Here is a 20,094-nt window from a genome sequence, read left to right as displayed (position 1 = left end):
CCGGGCTACCGCTTGCCCGCGTCCACGGCGTCGGAGACCCGGTCCAGGAAGTCGGACTCCTGGACGAGCCAGGTCACGCCCAGGGCCGAGTAGCCCATGGCGAGGCTGTGGGGCTTGTCCGGGTCCAGCACCGCGGCGTCGTTCGCGACGGCGGGGATCAGGCTCAGGACGCTGTCCTCGCGGATGGTCTCGGCGTCCTCGGGGGCGTCGATCCAGGAGTAGAGCATGTCCGACTGCAGCTCGGAGGCGCGCTCGTTGGACCACTCGAGGTAGAAGGAGCCGTCCGTCGGCAGGTTCTCGGTGACCACCGGGGCCATCGTCATGCCGAGGGCGGTCAGGAAGTCGGCGCGGCCGTCGCCGGTGACGTAGAGGGAGATCGAGGGCTCGGCGTCGGTCACGGACAGCGCGGAGGCGATGAAGGTCGCGCCCTCGAGCTGGGGGTGCTCGCCGGCGCCGTCGGAGATGGCCCGCTCGGCGTCGGCGACCACCGTGTCCGCCTCGCCGGAGCGGCCGAGGGCGGTGCCGATGATGCGGGTCGCGTCCTGCCACGGCACGGTCCAGCCGCTCGAGAAGTCCTCCGAGTAGGTGACCACCGGGGCGATCTCGGAGAGCTTGTCGAAGGTCTCCTGGTCCATGGTGCCGAACACGGCGAGGATCACGTCCGGGGAGAGCTTGGCGATCTCCTCGTAGTTGACGCCGTCCGTCTCGGAGTAGCGCACCGGCTGCTCGCCGCCCAGGTTCGCCAGCTCGGCGTCGAACCAGTCGGTCGAGCCCTCGGCGTTCTCGCCCCAGCCGACCCGGCCCGAGCCCGCGGGGACCACCCCGAGCGAGAGCGCGATCTCGGCGTTGATCCAGCCGATGCCGACGACGGTCGAGGGCTCCGCGTCGATGACGGTCTCGCCGAAGGGCGAGGTCAGCGTCACGGGGAAGGCGCCGGAGTCGGCGGTGGAGCCGGATCCCGAACCCGAGTCCGCGCCGGCGTCGTCGGAGGAGCCGGTCGAGCAGCCGGCGAGGGCGACGGCCGCCGTGGCGGCGGCCGCGGCCTTCAAGAAGGCACCGCGAGAGATGGAAACCATGTGAGATTCTCCTCGTGAGGGGAGGGTCCGGCCCTCCCGCTTCAGGTCCCGGCGGGTCGCCGGGAGGGGACGTGGCCCGGGCGGTCGCGCGCATCGGGACGGCTTCGCTTAGGCAACCCTTATCTTATAGTCAGGGAGGCTTTACGGCACAAGTTCCTGACCTTAAGAAATGCTCGTGAATCGGGTCACTCCGGGCGGCCTCCGTGACGCCCCGCCCGAGACCCTGCTCACCGACGCTAGGTGCCGGGGCGCGGGTTAAGCGAGGATGGACGGATGAGCTTCACCGACACCTCCGCCCAGCAGACCGCGGCACCGGCCGCGGAGTGGTTCCCGACCTGCGCGGTCTTCGACTGCGACGGCGTCCTGATGGACACCGAGAGCCAGTGGATCAAGACCGTGGAGAAGGTCAGCGGGGAGCTGGGCATCGAGCGCCCGGCCGACATCGCGGACAAGCTCACCGCGCTGCCGGCCGCGCGGATCGCCGAGGCGCTGGCCCGCGAGTCGATGCCCGCCGGCACCGCCGAGCGGGAGGTTCCCGCCCGCGCCGGCGAGATCCTGGAGCGCCTCTCCCGGCTCGACGCCGAGCGGATCGCCCGCGGCGTCGAGCTGATCCCCGGGGCCCTCGAGCTCGTCGAGGAGCTCGCCGCCGTCATGCCCGTCGCCGTCGCCTCCAACTCGGCCGCAGGCATCCTCGACACCAAGCTCGGGATCGCCGGCTTCACGCCGTTCCTCCGGACCTGGGTCTCGTGCGACGACGTCGAGGCCGGCAAGCCCGCCCCGGACATGTACCTCGAGGCCGTCCGCCGGCTCGGCGGCTCGCCGGAGCGCACCCTGACCGTGGAGGACTCCGCCCCCGGGACCGCGGCGGCGGTGGCCGCCGGGACGCGCGTCGTCGTGCTCTCGGAGAATCCGGACCGCGCGCCCGAGGGTCACTTCGCCCTCACCGGCTTCGAGGACCCGGACTTCCGGGCGCAGGTGCGCCGCTGGACCGCCGCAGCGCGGAAGAATTCCTCCAGAATCCCCGCCTGAACGGGTCCGACGGCGCTTCCGCGGGCATACCATTTAAAGACCGGCACCGCCGCCCCGCGGACCGGCCGGGGACCGCGTCGGCCGGCCGGGGCCCCTCGGCGTCCGGCCCCACCGGCCCCGGCGAGCCACGAGGAGGCGACGATGTCCACGGGTGAGGACCGCCCCACGGCGGGGGACGCCTGGGATGATGAGCGCCCGACCGCGGAGGGCGGGGACCCGCCGCAGTACGGCCAGCGCCTCCCCGCGACGCGGCGCATCCCCCGACCGGGCCCCACCCGCCGTACCCCGCAGGCCGCGCAGCCGGGACCCGGCGCCCTGCCGAAGGCGCTGCGGCGCATGGTCGCGGGCGTCTCGTTCGCGATGTGCCTGCTGGGCGTCCTGGTCATCACCGGGCTGATGGCCCTGGGGGCGCCCTTCTGGTCGCTCGTGGGCGCGGCGCCGCTGCTGGCCGGCGTCGGCGGGCTGATCGCCGTGCGCTGGCGCCTGCTCCCCTCCCTGCGCGACGCCGACGGGCCCCGCGTCCCCCGCACCGCCAACCGGACGTTCCTGATCCCGGCCGGGATCGCGATGCTCGGGGTCGGCGCGCTCGTGGTGAGCTACTTCGGCCCCGGGCTCGTCACGAGCGAGGAGGACGGGGCGGTGCGCACCCACGTCGTCCTGTGGGTCGAGATCGGGCTCGTCCTCATCCTCCTGGCCGCCCTGATCGCCGGGCTCATCGCGCTCGCGCTGTGGACCGTGCCGGACGAGGACGAGTCGATCCTCCGCCGCCCCGACTTCGCCGAGGACCCGGGCGCCCGGCGTCGTCGCGGCCGCCGCGACCCCGGCCGGGACTTCTACGACTCCGACTGGTTCCGCGGGGGCGGATGACCGGGTTCCGACGCGGGTGACCCGGTTCCGACGCGGGTGGCGCGGCTCGGTCCCGGCATCCGCGCCGGAAGCCCGATGCCGACCCGCCCCGTGAGCTGCGCCACTCGCACGGCGTCCTGTACCAGAATGGTCGGATGGGACAGCAGGCTTTCTTCGGACTGGACGTGGGCACCTCGAGCACCAAGGCGGTGCTCGTCCGCCCCGACGGCTCCGTCCTCGGCACGCGGACCCGGGAGCACGCCGTCGAGCGCGGCCCCGGCGGCGCCGTGGGGATGGACCCGGGGATCTGGTGGGAGGAGTTCCGCGAGCTCTACGCCGCCCTGGCCGCGGAGCACGGGGCGGAGGTCCTCGGCATCGGGGTCTCCGGGATGGGGCCCTGCGCCGCCGTCGCCGACCTCGACGACGCCCCGATCGCCCCGGCCGCCCTCTACGGGATCGACCACCGCGCCCGGGAGGAGGTCGCCCGGCTGAGCGAGGAGCTCGGCGAGGAGCGGCTGCTGGCCGAGCGCGACTCCCTCCTCACCTCGCAGGCCGCGGGCCCCAAGCTCGCCTGGTTCGCCGCGCGCCACCCCGAGCGGTTCGACGCCGGGGTCCGCCTCTACATGCCCTCCAGCTGGATCGTCCGCCGCCTGACCGGGGAATACGTCCTCGACCGCCACTCCGCGAGCCAGTGCACCCCGCTCTACGACGCCGCCCGCCAGGAGTGGGACCCGGAGATGGCGCAGCGGATCGCCCCCGGCGTGCGGCTCCCCCGGCTCGGCTGGAGCACCGAGGTCTGCGGGACCACCCGGGAGCGCCCCGACCTGCCCGAGCTGCGCGCCGGGATCCCCGTCATCTTCGGCTCGATCGACGCGTGGGCGGAGCAGGAGTCGGTCGGGGCGACCGGCGCGGACGAGCTGTTCCTGATGTACGGGACCACCCTGTTCCTCATCGCCAACTCCCCGCGCCGCGTCCGGCACCCCTCGATGTGGGGCACCACCGGCACTCGCCCGGGGACCCACAACCTCGCCGGCGGCCTCGCGACCTCGGGCGCCCTGACCGACTGGTTCCGCTCGCTCTCCGGCGTCGAGGACTACGCGGAGCTGACCGACGACGCCGCCCGGGTCGGCCCCGGTGCCGGCGGGCTGCTGGCCCTGCCCTACTTCGCCGGGGAGCGGACGCCGCTGCAGGACCCGGACGCGCGCGGCGTCGTGGCCGGGCTGACGCTCGAGCACGGGCGCGGGCACCTCTACCGGGCGCTGCTGGAGGCCACGGCCTTCGCGGTACGGCACAACGTCGAGGTCATGGAGGATGCGGGGGCGTCGGTCGGCACGCTGGTCTGCGCGGGCGGCGGGGTCCGCTCCGACCTGTGGCCGCGGATCGTCTCCGACGTCACCGGGCTCCGCCAGGTGGTGCGGCGGAACACCGTGGGGGCCTCGTACGGGGACGCGTTCATGGTCGCCGAGGCGCTGGGGGCGGTCGAGCGGCTGGACGACTGGAATCCGGTGGAGCGCGTGATCGAGCCCGAGCCGCTCCCCCTCTACGACGACCTCTACCAGGACTACCGGCGCCTCTACGAGGCGACCGCCGAGATCCAGCACCGCCTCTCCGCGGTGCAGCACAGGAAGGGAGAGAACGCATGACGTCTCAGGAGCACACCACCGGGTCCGACGCCGCGGACCGCGCGGACGAGTTCGCCGCTGCGGGCGGGGCAGCCGAGTTCGCCGGTGAGGGCGGGGCGGCGCCATCCACCGATGCGGGCGGGACGGCCGAGTTCGCCGGCCGGGTCGTCCTGATCACCGGCGCGGCCAGCGGGATCGGCCGGTCGATCGCGGAGCGGCTGGCCGGGAGGGGCGCCCGCGTCGTCGGGGTCGACGTCGCCGAGGCCATCCGAGACGTCGTGGACGGCCTCCCGGGCGAGGGGCACCTGCCCCTGCGCCGGGACCTCACCGACCCCGGGGCCGCCGCCGCGATCGTGGAGGAGGTGGAGCGCGAGCTGGGGACGCCGCACGTGCTGGTCAACTCGGCCGGCGTCGCGATCCTCAGCCCGGCCTCCGAGCTGCCGGCCTCCGACTGGCGCCGGACCATGGACATCAACCTCGACGCCTCCTTCTACATGGCCCAGGCCGCCGGCCGGGCCATGACCCGGGCGGGCTACGGCCGGATCGTCAACCTGGCCTCGCAGGCGGCGGTGGTCGGGCTGGACGAGCACGTGGCCTACTGCGCCTCCAAGGCGGCGATCGTGGGCATGACCAAGGCGATGTCGCTCGAGTGGGCCCCGCACGGCGTCACGGTCAACGCCGTGTCCCCGACCATCGTCGAGACCCCGCTCGGCAAGAAGGCGTGGGCCGGGGAGAAGGGCGAGCGGGCCCGCGCCGGGATCCCCGCGGGCCGCTTCGCGCAGCCGGAGGAGGTCGCCGCGATGGTCGCCTACCTGGCCTCCGACGACGCCGGCATGGTCACCGGCACCAACATGCTGCTGGACGGGGGCTTCACCAGCGTGTGATGCGGGACGGTGCCGCCCCCACCGTCGCTCAGTCGAGTGACGTGCGCCACCGTGACGATATGATCGGTGCCATGGACGAGCTGGAGCTCTGGACGGGGTTCAACGGCGCGCTGGCGGCCGCGAGCGCGGCTCTGGCGGGCCTCATCATGGTGGTCCTGTCGGTGAACGTCCGGGAGGTCCTCGCCTATCCCGGCGTCTCGGCCCGGGCCGCGGCCTCCCTGGCCCTGTTGGTGCTCACGCTCGTCTGCAGCCTGCTCGGCCTGATCCCCGCCGGTGGGACGGTCGCCTACGGGGCGCTGACGCTGGCGGGCTGCGTCGTGGTATGGGCCATCGCCGGGCGGGCGATGTACGTGCTGGCCCGCAACCCGGCGTCCGCGGCACACCGCCCGGGCGGCTCCGGCCCGGACGACTCCTGCCCGACGCCGCCCCCGGGCTCCCGTCCAGCGCAGCACCCGGACCCCCGCTCAGCACCGCCCGCAGACCCCCGTTCAACGCCGCTCGTTGAGCCTCACGGAGGACGCGCCACGAACCGCGACGGCCTGCGCCATCTCGCGGGCAACGGCGTCGTCTTCCTCGGGCCTCTGGTGCTGTTCTCGGTGGGCGGCGTCCTGCTGCTTCTCGGCCTGCCGTCCGGGACCTACTGGCTGGCCTACGGCTCGCTGGGAGCGCTGGCCGGCTCGATGCTGTTCTCGTGGATCGCCCTGATCGAGATCCTGCGCTGAGCGGCCCCCTGCCCGGGGGTCTGGCCTGGGGAACGTTCCGTCTGTGGGCGCGCCACGGCGCTCCCACGGCAGGAGATCCCACGGGAGGCCACCATAGCTCGTCGCCTACTCAGCGTTTTCGGAGCTTTGGTTCCGAAGACCGGGTGCCGCCCTCGACGCCGGCCGAGCCGTCGCCTGCCATGTCATGTCATGCCGTGTGGAGTCACGACATCGGGAACGGGACATGATCGGAACCAAATCTCCGAAAATCCCGAGGACGCGGCAGGTCATGCATTCCCCGGCCGTCGCGCCCAACGATGCGGGGGTGCGCACGGCATCAGGCGGGCGGCCCGAGGCGGCCCGAGGCGGACCGCCGAGGCGCCGGCCGCGGACCGTCGGCGGCGGGTGGGTCCGTGGGTCCGGGGGCGGGGCGCAGCGGCCTGCGGTCCGGCGGCCGCCGATCACGCGCCCGGGTGCATCGTCTCCCGGAAGCGCAGATAGGCCTCGAAGACCTCGGGACGCGCGGGCGCCTCCACCGTCTCGCCCTCGGCCGCGGCCCAGCGCGGCGGCTCCTCGTCCCCGCTCAGGGCCCAGGCCGCCTGCCTGGCCGCGCCGAGCGCCACGAACTCCTCGGCGTCGGGCAGCTCCAGGGGCCGGCCCAGGACCCCGGCGAGGATCCGCTGGAACGCCCGGGAACGCGCACCGCCGCCGATCAGCAGCACCCTGCCCGGCTCGCCGCCGGAGTGCCCGACCACCCGGTCCATCGCCTCGCGCACCGAGCACGCCAGGCCCTCCACGACGGCCCGAGCCAGGTTCTCCCGGGACAGGTCTCCGACGACGCCGCCCAACTGCGCCGTCGCATCCGGCAGGTTGGGCGTGCGCTCGCCGTTGAGGTAGGGCAGGAAGACCGCTCCCCCGGCACCGGGCTCCCCGGCCAGGGCCAGCTCGCTGAACTCCTCCTGCCCCACCCCGAGCAGGCGCCGCCCGAGGTCCATCACGGGCGCCCCGTTGAGGGTGCAGGCCAGGGGCAGGTAGCGGCCCGTGGCGTCGCAGAACCCGGAGACGCTCCCCGAGGAGTCCTCCGCCGGGGAGTCCGCGACCATCATGGCCACCGCGCTGGTGCCCATCGAGAGCGCGACGTCGCCCGGTCGCAGCCCCAGCCCCAGGGCGGCCCCCATGTTGTCCCCGGTCCCGGCCGCGAGCACGGCGCCGCCCCGCGTGCGCCCGACCGCTTCCCCGGGTTCGGCCAGGCGCGGCAGCCGCGGGGCGTGGCCGAGCGCCTCCTCGGCGATCTCGGGAACCCACGCCCGGTCCGCGGGCGAGTAGTAGGCGGTGCCGGAGGCGTCGCCGTGGTCGGTGACCAGCTCGTCGTCGGCGTTGAGGGTGAGGGTCAGGTAGTCGTGCGGCAGCGCGACGGCGCGGGTCCGGCGCGCGCTCTCCGGCTCGTTCCGGCGCGTCCAGGCGAGCTTGGTGGCGGTGTAGGAGGCCACCGGCACGCTGCCGACGCGCCGCGCCGCCCGCTCCGGGCCGCCCAGGCGTTCCGTGAGCTCCTCGGCCTCATGGGCGGAGCGGGTGTCGTTCCAGAGCAGCGCGGGGCGCACCGGCTCGCGGCGCTCGCCCAGGAGGACCATGCCGTGCTGCTGGCCCGCCACCGAGACCGCGGCCGCCCGCGGGAGCAGGTCGGCGGTCGCCTCCTCCAGCGCGGCGCGCCACGCGGCGGGGTCGACCTCGGTGCCGCCCGGATGGTCGGCCCGGCGCGTCTCCACGACCCGGCCGGTCTCCGCCTCGACCAGCAGGGCCTTGCAGGACTGGGTGGAGGAGTCCACCCCCAGCACGTAGGTCTTCTCGGGCATCGCGCTCGTCTCTCCTCGTCGTCGAGTCCGGTGGGCACCACCGTATCCCGGGCGTCCGCACCCTCGGTGGAGGGCAGGTGGGCGCGGCGGGGCCCTCAGTCCAGGAGCCGCTCCAGCGTCCTCAGGCTCCCGACCTCGTGCAGTGAGCGCAGCGCCTCGGCGTAGCCCTCGGTGAAGCGGGGCTGCTCGGCCAGGTCGCCGAAGAGGTCTTCGTCGCGCAGGAAGGCCAGCTCGTCCTCCTCCCGGCGCCCGGCCGCCGCGCGCACCCGGTCGGCCAGGTGGTCCACGACGTCGATCGGCTCGCCCCGCTCGTCCGTGCCCTCGGCGTACCGGGCCCAGCTGGCCACGATCGCCGCCGAGAGCCGGACGTCCCCGCCGTCGCGCAGGTTGTCCCGGATCACCGGCACCAGCCACTTGGGGATCCGGTCCGAGGACTCGGCGCACAGCCGCGGCACCGTGTCCTTGACGTGGGCGTTGGTGAAGCGGCGGATCAGGGTCTCCGCGTAGTCCTCGACGTCGATGCCCTCCACCGGGTCCAGGGTCGGCATCGCCTCCCGGCGCATGTAGGCCCGGAGGAAGTCGGCGATGCGCCCGTCCGAGACGGCCTCGTCGACCCGGTGGTACCCGGCCAGGTGCGCGAAGTAGCACAGGCCCTGGTGGGAGGAGTTCAGCATCCGGAGCTTGAGCTTCTCGTAGGGCGCGACGTCCTCGACCAGCTGGACCCCGACGTCGTCGTAGGCGGGCCGGCCGGCCGTGAACTCGTCCTCCATAACCCACTGGATGAAGTCCTCGGTGACCACCGGCCACGCGTCCTCGTAGCCGAGCTGCTCGCGGACGTAGGCGCGGTCTGCGTCGGTGGTGGCCGGCGTGATCCGGTCCACCATCGAGTGGGGGAAGCTCACGTGCTCGCCGATCCAGTCGGCGAGCTCGGGGTCCAGGGCCCGGGCGTGGGTGGTGAAGGCCGTGCGGGCGATCTCGCCGTTGGCCTGGACGTTGTCGCAGCTGAGGATCGTGAAGGGCGCGACGCCGCGCTCCCGCCGCAGCCGCAGCGCCTGGACCACCAGCCCGAACACGGTGCGGGGGTGCCCCGGGTCCGCGAGGTCGGCTGCGACGTCGTCGGCGGTCAGGTCGTATTCGTGGGTGACCTGGTTGATGTTGTACCCGCCCTCGGTCACGGTCAGGGAGACGATCCGGACCTCCTCCCCGGCGAGGCGCTCGACGGCGGCCGCGGGGTCCTCCGGGGCCCACACGTAGTCGACGATCGAGCCGATCACCCGGATGTCCTCGCGGCCGTCCGGGAAGCGGGCGATCAGCGTGTAGAGGTGGTCCTGGGCGGCCAGGGCGTCGCGCATGCGCTCGTCGCCGGGCAGCACGCCCATGCCGCAGATCGCGAGGTCCCGGGCCTCCCCGCGGGAGAGCAGCTCGTCGAGGTAGCGGGCCTGGTGCGCCCGGTGGAAGCCGCCGACGCCGAAGTGGACGATGCCGGGGGTCAGCCCGGCGCGGTCGTACTCCGGCGCCGAGAAGGTGCTGCCCTCCGGCAGGCGCTCGCGGGCGGCGGCGGCGATCTCGGGCAGGGCGTCACGGGTCAGGCGGCGCGTCATGAGCGGGCCCCCTCGGCGTCGGAGGCGTCGGACACGGAAGCCGCGACACCGCCGGCCGCGGCGTCCTCGGCGGCGGCGTCACCGGACCGGGGCCCGGCGGGGCGCCCCTCGTACTCGTCCAGCACCGCGACCTTCTCCCGCGAGGGCGAGGCCGGGTCGAAGGTGTACCCGATCCACTCCCCCACCAGGCGCAGCGCGAGCTGCTCCCCGATCACCCGCTCACCCAGGCACAGGACGTGGGCGTCGTTGGACAGGATCGAGCGCTCCACCGAGAACGAGTCGTGGGCGGTCACCGCCCGGATGCCCCTGACCTTGTTCGCGGAGATCGCGACGCCGAGGCCGGTGCCGCAGATCAGCACGGCCCGGTCGGCCTCGCCGCGGGCGATCCGCTCGGCGGCCTCGATCGCCACCGAGGGGTACGGGACGCTTTCGTCCGCGCTCACCCCGACGTCGGCCACCGAGGCGACCCTCGGGTCCTCCTCGAGCTGGCGCCGCACGGCCTCCTTGTACCGGTACCCGGCGTCGTCGCCTCCGACGATCAGCCGCAGGCCCTCGCCGCGGGACGTGTCGTTGTCCTGAGTCATGTCGCTGTCCTTCCTCGTTGCCGCGCGTCGGCGGATCGTCTCGGTCTGGGGCGCCGGCGCGCGCTAGAGGCGCTCGCCGATCTTGTCGATGATCAGGCTCATGGACACCGCCCCGGGGTCCGGGTGGCCCACCGACTTCTCGGCGAGCGGGCGGGCCCGGCCCTTGCGGGGCACCAGGTCCGCGCTCGCCTCGGCGCCCTCGCGGGCCCGGGCGGCGGCATCTCCCCAGGCGGCCGCCGCGTCCTCGGAGCCCGCGAGCGCGTCGCTGAACGGGATCAGCGCGTCGAGCAGGGTCTTGTCCCCCACCGAGGCGCCGCCGAGGGTCCGCATGGACTCGGCGAAGCGGCGGACGGCGTCGGCGAGCTGCTCGGCCCCGAGCTCCTCCGCGGAGTCCTCCACCGCCGCGGAGGCGGCCTCGAGGAGGCGCCCACAGGACGCCCGAGGTGCCCCGGCGCGCGCGGCCCAGGCCCGCCCCGCCGAGCGCAGCATGCTCGCGGGGCCGGCGTGCTCGGGCAGGCCCTCGATCGCCTCGAGCGCCGCCTGCGAGCCGCGGACCATGCCGCGCCCGTGGTCGCCGTCGCCGGCGACGGCGTCGATCTCGCCCAGGCGGGACTCCTCCCGCCGCATCAGCTCGGCGACCTCCCCGGCCGCGGCGCGCACCTCGGCCGCGAGCTGCCGGGCGCGGGGCTCGCCTCGACGACGTCGTCCGCCGCCGCCGAGGCCTCGGGGCCGCGGTACTCGTCCTCGAGGCTGCCCAGCGGGGCGCGCTGCTTGCGGTAGGCCGCGGCGTAGGCGTCGGCGGTCCACAGCGGCTCGAGCTCGTCGTCGAGCCACAGCAGGGTCAGCGAGACGCCGCCCATGTCCAGGCTCGTGACGATCTCGCCGACCTCGGGCTCCACGATCTCGCAGCCGGCCTCGCGCAGGAGCGGGGCCACGGTGCGGTAGAGCAGGAACAGCTCCTCGTACTTGGTGGTGCCGAGGCCGTTGAGGATCACCCCGACGCGCCGCCCCGGCCCCTCCGGCAGGTCCCGGAGGAGCGCCTGGACCATCAGCGTGCCCAGCCTCTCGGCGGAGGGCCGCGCCTCGTCCCGGATGCCGGGCTCGCCGTGGATGCCCAGGCCCACGCCCATCTGGCCCTCCGCGACCTCGAAGAGCGGGGACTCGGCCCCCGGCATGGTGCAGCCGGAGAACGCGACGCCGAGGGTCCGGGTCCGCCGGTTGGCGAGCTCGCCGAGGCGCTCGACGTCGTCGAGGTCCCGGCCCTCGGCCGCCGCGGCCCCCAGCGCCTTGAAGACCGCGAAGTCCCCGGCGATGCCGCGGCGCTGGCCGTGCTCGGGGTCGGAGGCGACGTCGTCGGTCACCACCACGATCCGGGTGTCGATCCCCTCGGCGCGCAGCATCTGGGCGGCGATGCCGGAGTTCATGGTGTCCCCGGCGTAGTTGCCGAAGCTCAGGACCACGCCGCGGCCCTGGTCCGCGGCCTTCGCCACGGAGTAGATGTGCGCGGCGGAGGGCGAGGTGAAGATGTTCCCCACCACCGCCCCGCTCGCGAGCCCGGGGCCGACCAGGCCCGCGAAGGCCGGGTAGTGCCCCGAGCCGCCCAGGACGACGACGGCGACCTGCGGCTCGCGCGGCGGGTGGCTCACCACGCCGCCGGGGACCGCGGCGAGGCGGTCGGAGTACAGGTCGGCGAAGCCCTCGAGCTGGTCCTCGGCGAACTCGGACGGGTCGTTGAACAATCGGGTCATGCGGGCGGATCCTCCTCGTCGAGTGACGTCCGGTGGGGTCGGGTGACGTCCGGTGGGGTGGGCGGCCTAGGACTGCGGCAGGATCGAGACCTTGACCGAGGCCCCGGCCGAGTCGCCCACGGTGTCCAGGGCCCGCTGGAAGTCCTCGAGGCCGAACTGGTCGGTGCAGATCTCGTCGAGCGGCAGGACGCCGCCCTCGATCATCTTGATCGCGGTGGGCCAGGTGTACGGCCCGAGGTGCGCGCCGAGGACGGTCAGCTCCTTGTCGTCCGAGATGATCGACCAGTCGACCGTGACGTCCGAGCCGAAGACCGAGTACTCGACGTAGGTGCCGAGCTTGCGCAGCAGGCTCAGGCCCTGCCCCACCGCCGAGGGGTGCCCGGTGCCCTCGATGTAGACGTCGGCGCCGTAGCCCTCCGTGAGCTCCCGGATCTTCGCGACGGCGTCCTCGTCCCGGATGTTAATGGTCAGGTCCGCGCCGCACTTCCTCGCGAGCGCGAGCTTGTCGTCGTCCATGTCCAGCGCGATCAGCGTCAGCGGGTTCTTGGCCCGCGCCCCGGCGATGATGCCCAGGCCGATCGGCCCGGCGCCGGCCACCACCACGACGTCCTCGAACTGGATGCCCGCGCGCTCCACGGCGTGCAGCGAGCAGGCCAGCGGCTCAGCGAAGGCGGCGTGCTGCGGGGCGACGTCGTGCGAGATCCGGTGCACGCGGGCCCGGCGCGGGACGAGCATGTACTCGGCCATCCCGCCGTCGAAGTTCCGGAAGCCGAACATGTCGTGCGGCGCGCACATCCAGTACTGGCCGCGGACGCAGAAGCGGCACTCCCAGCACGGGACGATCTGCTCGCACACGATCCGGTCCCCCTCGGCCACGCCGTGCACCTCGTAGGCCTCGGGGCTGCCGGCGACGACGACGCCGACCAGCTCGTGCCCCGGCGTCACCCCCGCCTGGGCCCACTGCTCGCGGCCCTCGCCGCCCCAGAACTTCGGGGCCCCGTGGTAACACTTAAGGTCCGACGCGCACACGCCCGTCGCCTCGACCCGGATGAGCAGGTCGTCGGCGCCGAGCTCGGGGACGGGTCGGGTCTCGAGGGTGTAGTCCTCGGGGCCGTTGCACACGACTGCTCGCATCTGATCGGGAATGGCGGTGGCCGGCATGGCTGACTCCTTATGTGTCGCGGATAACATCATTCTTCGAGGGCTGAGAACATATGTCAAGCACATCCGTTCTCGTGAAGGGGCAGCATCATGACCAACCGCTCCCGCAAGGGGCCCGAGGGCGACGCCGCGCGCGCCGCGGACCTCTACGACGTCGACCTCCTCTACGCCGTGGCCCGGATGTACTACGAGGAGGGGCTCGGTCAGTCGACCATCGCCGAGCAGCTGCGCGTCTCCCGGCCCACCGTGAGCCGGATGCTCTCCCACGCCCGGGAGACCGGCATGGTCCAGATCAAGGTGATCCACCCGCGGGCCGGCGGCAGCTCCGAGCTCGCGGAGCAGCTGCGCCTGACCCTGGGGCTCGACGCCGTCTACCTCGCGGACGGGATGCAGTCCTCCCGCATGGGGCCGGGCATGCAGCCGGCCGTGCTGCGCGCCGTCGAGGACATGCAGCTCAGCCAGGGCGACGCGCTGGTGGTCTCCTCCGGGATGGCCGTCTACGGCGTCGCGCACATGGAGCTGCCCCCGCTCGACGGCGTCGCGCTCGCCCCGGCGGTGGGCGGGGTCGCCGAGCCCGAGGCGTGGCACCAGACCAACGAGATCGTGCGGACCATGGCCCTGCGGACCGGGAGCACCTACGTCCCGATCTTCGCCGGGGCCATCCCCTCGCCGCTGATGTACGAGGCGGTGCAGGCCGACGAGGCCTTCAGCGAGGTCCGCAAGGTGTGGAAGCGGGCCAAGGGCTCGATCATGGGCATCGGCTCGCCCACCACGGGGCGGACCTCGCTGGCCTCGGCGATCCCCCAGGACAGCCTGGCGGCCTCGATCGGGGACGTGTGCCTGCACTTCTACGACCGCTCGGGCGCCGAGCTGGGGTTCCCGGGCAGCGAGCGCACGGTGCGCATCCCGCGGGAGGACCTGGCCTCGATCCCGTTCTCCACCGCCATCGCGGTGGGCGAGGAGAAGGTCTGGTCCATCCTGACCGCCTCCTCGATGGGCATGTTCCGGCGCCTGGTCACCGACGAGGCGACGGCGCGGCTCATGCTGGCGGCGCGGGCCGAGGCGGGGTAGCCGCGGCCCTCAGTCCTTGATCGTGACCCGCGCCTGCTCGGCCTCCGCGCGCTGGACCTCGAGGGCCTGGGTGTCCGCCTCGCGGATCTCGCGGCGGTACGCCGGGTCGTCCTGGCGGGTGCGCAGGTGCCCGACCATCACGAACGCCGCGGCGTAGAGGGCCACGAAGGTCCAGATGACGGCGGAGTTGCGGATGAAGGGGTCCTCGATGCCCAGCAGGCCGGTCACGGTCAGCACGACCCACACGGTGCCGGAACCCAGGAAGGTCGCCCCGCCCGCGGCAGTGGTGTACATCGCCATCGCGGCGCCGCGGTGCTTCGGCGCGTTCTCGGGCATGATCGCGCCCATCGGGACGAAGCCGGCGAGGAAGATCCCGAAGGTCACGCCGGCGATCACGGAGACGACGTACCCCCAGGTGGAGCCGGCCGGCACCAGGTGCGGGACGTACCACCAGGCGAGCAGCCCCAGCGCCGAGGCGAAGACGCCGCACCAGCGCACGGTGTTGACCCAGCCGATCCGGTCCCCCACGGCCCCGAAGAACGCGTTGAACAGGATGTTGCCGGCGTAGACGCACACCGTCATGAGCAGCCACCGGGACTGCCCCCAGCCGAGCGTCGTCGAGATGACGGCCGGCATGATGATGAACATGCCGAACTGCGGGGCGGTGTTGATGAGCCGCACCAGGAAGCCCTGGAGGACCTTGGGGTTGCTCGCGGTCAGCCGGAGGCCGGCCAGGACGACCGACGAGGCGGACTCGCCGGCCGGCGCGATGCGGGACTTGCCGCGCTCCTCGTGGCAGCCGAACCACGCGCAGCAGAACCCGAGCACGATCAGCGCGATGGAGCCCCACATGGACCAGGTCTCGCCGACGGCGCCGCCGCCGAGCGCCGGGATCGAGCCGATGGCCACGAGCGAGCCCAGCGTGGGCAGCCCGCCCGTGAACATGACGTAGAACCAGCCGATCGCGGTCCCGGCCTTGGAGGGCTGCGCGGTGATGTTGATCCAGACCAGGAACGCGAAGGCGAACAGCGGGAAGCCGAAGCCGCGCATGAAGTACATGAGGCCGACCAGGAACAGCGAGTCGGTCTCGATCGAGAGCAGGAAGCCGACCTGGAAGACCATCCAGATGACAAAGCCCAGGAGCATCACCTTCTTGGGCCCCCAGAGGTCGGCCAGCGCGCCGGAGAGGTAGCTGGCCACCAGCACGGCCAGGGAGTAGAGGGTGATGACCAGGGCCACCGACTCGCCGGGGCTGCCCATCCGGCCCTCGAGGTGGGGCGCGATGAAGTTCGACTCGATGCCGAGCCCGGTCATGAACAGCAGCACGCCCAGGAAGCCCCACTTGAGGACGGACGGGATGCCGATGCGGTCGAAGAACGTCCCCTCGACCGGAGGGGTCTGGGACGATGGGGCGGTGGTCATGGCGGATGCTCCTCCCGGGGCGGTGCGCGTCGTCGTCGACGGGCCTCGCGGTGATCGAGGTCAGCGGCCCGCACCGCACCACAAGGGGTGAGGTGGGCCACAGGCGTTCGGCCAGCGTAGATCAGCCGACGCCGCTTGCACAAGCGTTCAGAACGTTATTTCAGACCGGCGCATCGCCTCGAGGCCCCCTGCGACCCGCCTCTGATGACCTTTTATGACGTCGCATGAAGCGCATGCTGACACACCTGGAAGGCTTTCTCGCGCCGAGATCCCCCGTGGTGTAATTGAGCCGAGTCACCGCGGCGCCGGAACCGGCGCCGTTGCGCGGTCGCACTCGATCCTCGCCCCACCTGAAGAGAGACCCATAGCCGTGAAGAAACTTGGCGCCCTGCTGGCGATCGTCCCCCTGTCCATCGGTCTCGCGGCCTGCGGCAGCGGCGGCAGCGACGACGAGACGGTCACGATCGGCGTCGTGAGCCCCGACCCCGCCAACGAGAAGCTCCGGGAGGAGGCGGAGAAGCAGGGCATCACCGTCGAGTTCACCGAGTTCTCGGACTACAACCAGCCCAACCCCGCGCTGAGCCAGGGCCAGACCGACCTCAACTGGTTCCAGCACATCGCCTACCTGGCCGACTACAACGTCAACTCGGACGACGACCTGCAGATCGTGGGCCCGACCGTGATCTACCCGCTGGGCCTCTACTCCGAGAAGCACGACTCCGTGGACCAGATCCCCGAGGGCGGCGAGATCGCCATCCCCAACGACGCCGTGAACGAGACCCGCGCGATCCTCGTCCTGCAGTCCGCCGGCCTGGTCCAGCTGACCGAAGACAAGGCCCAGCCGACCCTCGACGACGTCGACACCGAGGCCTCGAAGGTCCGCCTGACGCCGGTGGACGCCGCCCAGACCGTCGTCTCCCTGCCCTCAGTGGACGGCTCGATCGTCAACAACGACTTCATCGCCGACGCCGGCCTGAACCCCGACGACGCCCTCTTCGAGGACGACGCCTCGCAGCAGGCCGCGCTGCCCTACGTCAACCTGTTCGTCTCCCGCGCGGGCGACGAGGACAACGAGACGTACCAGAAGATCGTTGAGATCTATCACAGTGAGCCCGTCCAGGACGCCGTCGCGGAGGACACGCAGGGCACTGCGGTTACGGTGGACGTGGACGTGCAGGAGCTGCGCGACACGCAGACGCGCCTCGAGGACGAGCTCCGCAACAACTCCTGATCCGGCAGGGCCCCTCCCGCAGGGGCCGCCGGGAGCCGCCACGACGCCGGCCCGCCGCAGCACGCGGGGGCCGGCGTCGTGGCGCCCCCGCCCCGGATCGGGCCACCACCCACAGCAAGGGACACATTCATGAGCGAGAACACGAGCGCTGCGGCCGGCGCCGCGGGCGAGGAGATGGTCGTCCTCCGCGACGTCTCCAAGGTCTTCAAGACCGGCAAGACCAGGGTCACCGCCGTCGACGCCGTCGACCTGACCGTCCGGCGCGGCGAGATCTTCGCGATCATCGGCTACTCCGGCGCCGGCAAGTCGACCCTGGTGCGGCTGATCAACGGCCTCGAGCCGGTGACCTCCGGGACCCTGACCGTGGACGGCCGGACCATCTCAGGCGCCTCCGAGTCGGAGCTGCGCTCGGTCCGCACCGACATCGGCATGATCTTCCAGCAGTTCAACCTCATGAACTCCAAGACCGTGGCCGGCAACGTCGCCTTCCCGCTCAAGGTGGCCGGCTGGCCGCGGGAGAGGCGCGCCGCGCGCGTCAAGGAGCTGCTCGAGTTCGTGGGCCTGGAGTCCAAGGCCAAGAACTACCCGGACCAGCTCTCCGGCGGGCAGAAGCAGCGCGTGGGGATCGCCCGCGCCCTGGCGACGCAGCCGAACCTCCTGCTGGCCGACGAGTCGACCTCCGCCCTGGACCCGGAGACCACCGAGGAGGTCCTCCGCCTGCTCACGCGCGTGAACAAGGAGCTGGGCATCACGGTCGTGGTCATCACCCACGAGATGGACGTGGTCTCCACGATCGCCGACCGCGTGGCCGTGATGGAGGAGGGCCGGGTCGTGGAGGAGGGGCCGGTCTACGACGTCTTCTCCAACCCGCGCACCGCCCCCGCCCGCCGGTTCGTCTCCACCGCGGTGAAGACGCTGCCCACGGGCGACGCCGCCGCCAAGCTCAAGAGGCGCCACCCCGGCTACCTGGTCAACGTGGAGATCAAGGACCAGACCCCGGTGGGCAGCGTCCTGTCCCACATCGGCCAGCGCGGCGTGAGCTTCAACATCGTCCAGGGCGGCCTGGAGACCCTCCAGGGCCGCACCTACGGGACCCTGACCCTCGAGCTGACCGGCGAGATCACCGCGATCGACGCCGTCGTCGAGCAGCTCAAGACCGTGACCACCGTCAAGGAGGTGCGCGCCTGATGTCGCTCGCAACCACCAGCATCCTCGCCGCCAGGAGCCTCTCGGCCGCCGGCACCGACTGGACCCGCCTGCGCCCCAAGCTCAGCGACGCCGTCGTGGACACGCTCATCATGGTCGCCTCCACGATGGTCATCGCGGGGATCGCGGGCCTGATCATCGGCACCCTGCTCTACACGACGCGGCAGGGGAACATCCTGCAGAACCGCGCGCTCAACGGCGTGCTGAACTTCGTGGTCAACTTCATCCGGCCGATCCCGTTCATCATCATGGCGGTCGCCCTGGGCCCGCTGATGCTGAACACGATCAACACCACGATCGGCATCGAGGCCGCGATCTTCGCGATGGTCTTCACCGCGACCTTCGCCGTGGCGCGCATCGTCGAGCAGAACCTGGTCTCGATCGACCCGGGCGTCATCGAGGCGGCGCGCGCGATGGGCGCCTCCAAGACCAAGATCATGTTCTCCGTGATGCTGCCCGAGGCGCTCGGCCCGCTGATCCTCGGCTACACCTTCCTGGTGATCGGCGTGGTCGACATGTCCGCGATGGCCGGCTACCTCGGCGCCGGCGGCCTGGGCGACTTCGCGCTGCAGGAGGGCTACCGCCGGTTCAACTGGGAGGTCACCGCGGTCGCGGTCCTCATCATCATCGTCATGGTCCAGTTCGTGCAGCTGCTCGGCAACGTCCTGGCCCGGAAGATGCTGCGCCGCTAGGCCCGGACCCGGTGCTGGCCCGCCGAGCACCGGCGTCGGCCGCCCAAGCCTGGGTGCGCACGGCGCCGCGCCGGCAGGCCCGTCCCGCCCGGCGCCCGCGTCGGCCGCCCCGGCGCACGCGACGACGGCCCCGCCGCCCGCCCCTCCCGCTCACCGGCGGAGGGCGGGCGGCGGGGCCGTTCGCGTCTCCGTCTCAGCCCTCCCGCTCCTCCAGCAGCGCGCGCACCTCGCGCCGGAGGGTCTTGCCGAGCATCGACGTCGGGAACCGCTCGAGCTCCACGATCCGCCGCGGCACCTTGTAGCGGGTCAGCCACGCGTAGCAGCGCTCGCGCAGGGCCCGCTCGTCGAAGGCGGCCCCGGGCGCTGTGACGACGGCCGCGACCACTTCTTCTCCGCCGTCCGGGGAGGGCAGGCCGACGACGGCGGCGTCGGCCACGGCGTCGTCGTCCCGCAGCGCCTCCTCCACCTCGGAGGGCGAGACGTTGAAGCCCCCGGTGATGATGACCTCCTTGAGCCGGTCCACGACGTAGAGGAACCCGTCGGCGTCCATCCGCACGAGGTCGCCCGTGCGCAGCCAGCCGTCGGCGCTGTAGGCCGCGCGAGTGGCCTCCTCGTCCCCCCAGTAGCCGCGGAAGGTCTGGGGGCCGCGGACCCACAGCTCGCCGGGCTCCCCCGCCGCGGCGTCGGCCCCCGTGCCCGGGTCCACCAGGCGGATCTCGGTCGAGGGGAAGGGCACCCCGATGGACCCGGTCCGCCGCGCGGCGTTGAGCGGGTTGCAGGCGACCAGCGGGGCGCACTCGGTCAGCCCGTAGCCCTCCACCAGGAAGCCCTCGGAGCGCTCCTCCCAGGCCGCCACGAGGTCCCGCGGCAGGGTCATCGCCCCGGAGACCGCGTAGCGGATGCCGCGCAGCTCGACGCCGCGCTCCTCCGCGGCCTCGAGCAGCCGCCGGTAGACCGGGGGCACCGCCGGCAGGATCGTGGGGCGGGAGCGCTTCATGGCCCGGGCGAGCAGGTCCGTGTCCACGGTGGGGAACAGGACGAGCCGGGCGCGGATGGCGATCGCGATGCCCAGCCCCAGCGTCATCCCGTAGGCGTGGAAGAGCGGCAGGACGGCGTAGATCGACTCGTCCGGGCCCGGCTGGACCCACTGCTCGCCCATCCGCGCGTTGGACTCCAGGTTCCGGTGCGTCAGCATCGCGCCCCGGGGGCGGCCCGTGGTGCCGGAGGTGTACTGGAGCAGCGCGAGGTCGTGGGCGCCGGGGCGCGGGTGGTGCGCGTCGATCCGCGGGTGCCCCAGCAGCTGGCGCCACGGGACGGTCCCCGGGGCCGGGCCCGTCAGACGCCGCCGGGCCGCGCGCGCCCGGGGC

The 20,094-nt window shown here is 73.0% G+C and carries 18 protein-coding genes; 9 read left to right on the top strand and 9 right to left on the bottom strand.

Features of this window, described 5'->3' with window-relative positions; translation table 11 throughout:
* Positions 1 to 5: 5 nt before the first annotated feature.
* On the bottom strand, positions 6 to 1,076 hold the full coding sequence (locus NBM05_RS05205) for an ABC transporter substrate-binding protein (protein ID WP_254165649.1): 1,071 nt from the start codon (positions 1,074 to 1,076) through the stop codon (positions 6 to 8).
* Between the two features lie 273 nt (positions 1,077 to 1,349).
* On the opposite strand from NBM05_RS05205, the gene NBM05_RS05200 reads away from it, so the two are divergent.
* From NBM05_RS05200 to NBM05_RS05180, 5 genes are all read left to right on the top strand, one after another.
* Positions 1,350 to 2,105: an HAD family hydrolase gene (locus NBM05_RS05200; RefSeq protein ID WP_254165647.1), complete on the top strand. Its 756-nt coding sequence runs from the start codon at positions 1,350 to 1,352 to the stop codon at positions 2,103 to 2,105.
* Positions 2,106 to 2,246: 141 nt separating this feature from the next.
* Complete coding sequence (locus tag NBM05_RS05195) at positions 2,247 to 2,972, top strand: hypothetical protein (RefSeq protein ID WP_254165645.1); 726 nt, start codon at positions 2,247 to 2,249, stop codon at positions 2,970 to 2,972.
* Positions 2,973 to 3,106: 134 nt separating this feature from the next.
* Positions 3,107 to 4,594 (top strand): FGGY-family carbohydrate kinase, encoded by a 1,488-nt coding sequence (locus NBM05_RS05190; RefSeq protein WP_254165643.1) that lies wholly within the window; start codon positions 3,107 to 3,109, stop codon positions 4,592 to 4,594.
* Complete coding sequence (locus NBM05_RS05185) at positions 4,591 to 5,457, top strand: GolD/DthD family dehydrogenase (RefSeq protein ID WP_254165640.1); 867 nt, start codon at positions 4,591 to 4,593, stop codon at positions 5,455 to 5,457. Before NBM05_RS05190 ends, NBM05_RS05185 begins: the two co-directional genes overlap by 4 nt.
* 71 nt (positions 5,458 to 5,528) lie before the next feature.
* Positions 5,529 to 6,179, top strand: coding sequence for a hypothetical protein (locus tag NBM05_RS05180; protein ID WP_254165638.1), 651 nt, complete (start codon positions 5,529 to 5,531; stop codon positions 6,177 to 6,179).
* Positions 6,180 to 6,619: 440 nt separating this feature from the next.
* On the opposite strand, the gene xylB is transcribed toward NBM05_RS05180, so the two are convergent.
* The 6 genes from xylB to NBM05_RS05155 form a co-directional block, all read right to left on the bottom strand.
* On the bottom strand, positions 6,620 to 8,011 hold the full coding sequence (gene xylB / locus NBM05_RS05175) for a xylulokinase (RefSeq protein ID WP_254165636.1): 1,392 nt from the start codon (positions 8,009 to 8,011) through the stop codon (positions 6,620 to 6,622).
* A gap of 95 nt (positions 8,012 to 8,106) precedes the next feature.
* Positions 8,107 to 9,612 carry a mannitol dehydrogenase family protein gene (locus NBM05_RS05170; protein WP_254165634.1) on the bottom strand — a complete coding sequence of 502 codons (1,506 nt, stop codon included), beginning with the start codon at positions 9,610 to 9,612 and terminating at the stop codon, positions 8,107 to 8,109.
* A complete protein-coding gene (locus NBM05_RS05165; protein WP_254165632.1) occupies positions 9,609 to 10,196 on the bottom strand; it encodes a ribose-5-phosphate isomerase in 588 nt (195 codons plus the stop codon). Before NBM05_RS05165 ends, NBM05_RS05170 begins: the two co-directional genes overlap by 4 nt.
* 63 nt (positions 10,197 to 10,259) lie before the next feature.
* On the bottom strand, positions 10,260 to 10,856 hold the full coding sequence (locus NBM05_RS15590; RefSeq protein WP_309248118.1) for a DAK2 domain-containing protein: 597 nt from the start codon (positions 10,854 to 10,856) through the stop codon (positions 10,260 to 10,262).
* A complete protein-coding gene (locus NBM05_RS05160; RefSeq protein WP_309248117.1) occupies positions 10,823 to 11,944 on the bottom strand; it encodes a dihydroxyacetone kinase subunit DhaK in 1,122 nt (373 codons plus the stop codon). Before NBM05_RS05160 ends, NBM05_RS15590 begins: the two co-directional genes overlap by 34 nt.
* A gap of 66 nt (positions 11,945 to 12,010) precedes the next feature.
* On the bottom strand, positions 12,011 to 13,105 hold the full coding sequence (locus NBM05_RS05155) for a zinc-binding dehydrogenase (RefSeq protein WP_254165630.1): 1,095 nt from the start codon (positions 13,103 to 13,105) through the stop codon (positions 12,011 to 12,013).
* A 90-nt stretch (positions 13,106 to 13,195) separates the two neighbouring features.
* Between NBM05_RS05155 and NBM05_RS05150 the strand changes: the two genes are divergently transcribed.
* Positions 13,196 to 14,176, top strand: coding sequence for a sugar-binding transcriptional regulator (locus tag NBM05_RS05150; RefSeq protein ID WP_254165628.1), 981 nt, complete (start codon positions 13,196 to 13,198; stop codon positions 14,174 to 14,176).
* A gap of 9 nt (positions 14,177 to 14,185) precedes the next feature.
* Here NBM05_RS05150 and NBM05_RS05145 read toward each other — a convergent pair whose 3' ends face one another.
* Positions 14,186 to 15,598, bottom strand: a complete 1,413-nt coding sequence (locus NBM05_RS05145; RefSeq protein ID WP_254165626.1) for an RbtT/DalT/CsbX family MFS transporter — start codon at positions 15,596 to 15,598, stop codon at positions 14,186 to 14,188.
* Between the two features lie 370 nt (positions 15,599 to 15,968).
* Here NBM05_RS05145 and NBM05_RS05140 point away from each other — a divergent pair, with 370 nt between their 5' ends.
* The 3 genes from NBM05_RS05140 to NBM05_RS05130 all read left to right on the top strand — a co-directional run bounded on the left by NBM05_RS05140 (position 15,969) and on the right by NBM05_RS05130 (position 18,727).
* A complete protein-coding gene (locus NBM05_RS05140) occupies positions 15,969 to 16,829 on the top strand; it encodes a MetQ/NlpA family ABC transporter substrate-binding protein (RefSeq protein ID WP_254165624.1) in 861 nt (286 codons plus the stop codon).
* A 129-nt stretch (positions 16,830 to 16,958) separates the two neighbouring features.
* Positions 16,959 to 18,017: a methionine ABC transporter ATP-binding protein gene (locus NBM05_RS05135; RefSeq protein WP_302183715.1), complete on the top strand. Its 1,059-nt coding sequence runs from the start codon at positions 16,959 to 16,961 to the stop codon at positions 18,015 to 18,017.
* On the top strand, positions 18,017 to 18,727 hold the full coding sequence (locus tag NBM05_RS05130; protein WP_254165622.1) for a methionine ABC transporter permease: 711 nt from the start codon (positions 18,017 to 18,019) through the stop codon (positions 18,725 to 18,727). Before NBM05_RS05135 ends, NBM05_RS05130 begins: the two co-directional genes overlap by 1 nt.
* Before the next feature lie 193 nt (positions 18,728 to 18,920).
* Here the strand turns inward: NBM05_RS05130 and NBM05_RS05125 are convergent.
* On the bottom strand, positions 18,921 to 20,094 hold a 1,174-nt coding region (locus NBM05_RS05125), incomplete at its 5' end, for an AMP-binding protein (RefSeq protein WP_254165620.1).

The organism is Rothia santali, assembly GCF_024199905.1.
In the GTDB taxonomy this organism is placed as follows: Bacteria; Actinomycetota; Actinomycetes; order Actinomycetales; family Micrococcaceae; genus Rothia; species Rothia santali.
This window is presented reverse-complemented; position numbering and strand designations above follow the sequence as displayed.

Excerpts from the sequence above, each read along its gene's own strand:
- NBM05_RS05170 (WP_254165634.1), bottom strand. The coding sequence starts at position 9,612 with ATGACGCGCCGCCTGACCCGTGACGCCCTGCCCGAGATCGCCGCCGCC.
- NBM05_RS05155 (WP_254165630.1), bottom strand. The coding sequence starts at position 13,105 with ATGCCGGCCACCGCCATTCCCGATCAGATGCGAGCAGTCGTGTGCAAC.
- NBM05_RS05200 (WP_254165647.1), top strand. The coding sequence starts at position 1,350 with ATGAGCTTCACCGACACCTCCGCCCAGCAGACCGCGGCACCGGCCGCG.
- NBM05_RS05160 (WP_309248117.1), bottom strand. The coding sequence starts at position 11,944 with ATGACCCGATTGTTCAACGACCCGTCCGAGTTCGCCGAGGACCAGCTC.
- NBM05_RS05205 (WP_254165649.1), bottom strand. The coding sequence starts at position 1,076 with ATGGTTTCCATCTCTCGCGGTGCCTTCTTGAAGGCCGCGGCCGCCGCC.
- NBM05_RS05180 (WP_254165638.1), top strand. The coding sequence starts at position 5,529 with ATGGACGAGCTGGAGCTCTGGACGGGGTTCAACGGCGCGCTGGCGGCC.
- NBM05_RS05185 (WP_254165640.1), top strand. The coding sequence starts at position 4,591 with ATGACGTCTCAGGAGCACACCACCGGGTCCGACGCCGCGGACCGCGCG.
- xylB (WP_254165636.1), bottom strand. The coding sequence starts at position 8,011 with ATGCCCGAGAAGACCTACGTGCTGGGGGTGGACTCCTCCACCCAGTCC.
- NBM05_RS05135 (WP_302183715.1), top strand. The coding sequence starts at position 16,959 with ATGAGCGAGAACACGAGCGCTGCGGCCGGCGCCGCGGGCGAGGAGATG.
- NBM05_RS05190 (WP_254165643.1), top strand. The coding sequence starts at position 3,107 with ATGGGACAGCAGGCTTTCTTCGGACTGGACGTGGGCACCTCGAGCACC.
- NBM05_RS05195 (WP_254165645.1), top strand. The coding sequence starts at position 2,247 with ATGTCCACGGGTGAGGACCGCCCCACGGCGGGGGACGCCTGGGATGAT.
- NBM05_RS05145 (WP_254165626.1), bottom strand. The coding sequence starts at position 15,598 with ATGACCACCGCCCCATCGTCCCAGACCCCTCCGGTCGAGGGGACGTTC.
- NBM05_RS05165 (WP_254165632.1), bottom strand. The coding sequence starts at position 10,196 with ATGACTCAGGACAACGACACGTCCCGCGGCGAGGGCCTGCGGCTGATC.
- NBM05_RS05130 (WP_254165622.1), top strand. The coding sequence starts at position 18,017 with ATGTCGCTCGCAACCACCAGCATCCTCGCCGCCAGGAGCCTCTCGGCC.
- NBM05_RS05150 (WP_254165628.1), top strand. The coding sequence starts at position 13,196 with ATGACCAACCGCTCCCGCAAGGGGCCCGAGGGCGACGCCGCGCGCGCC.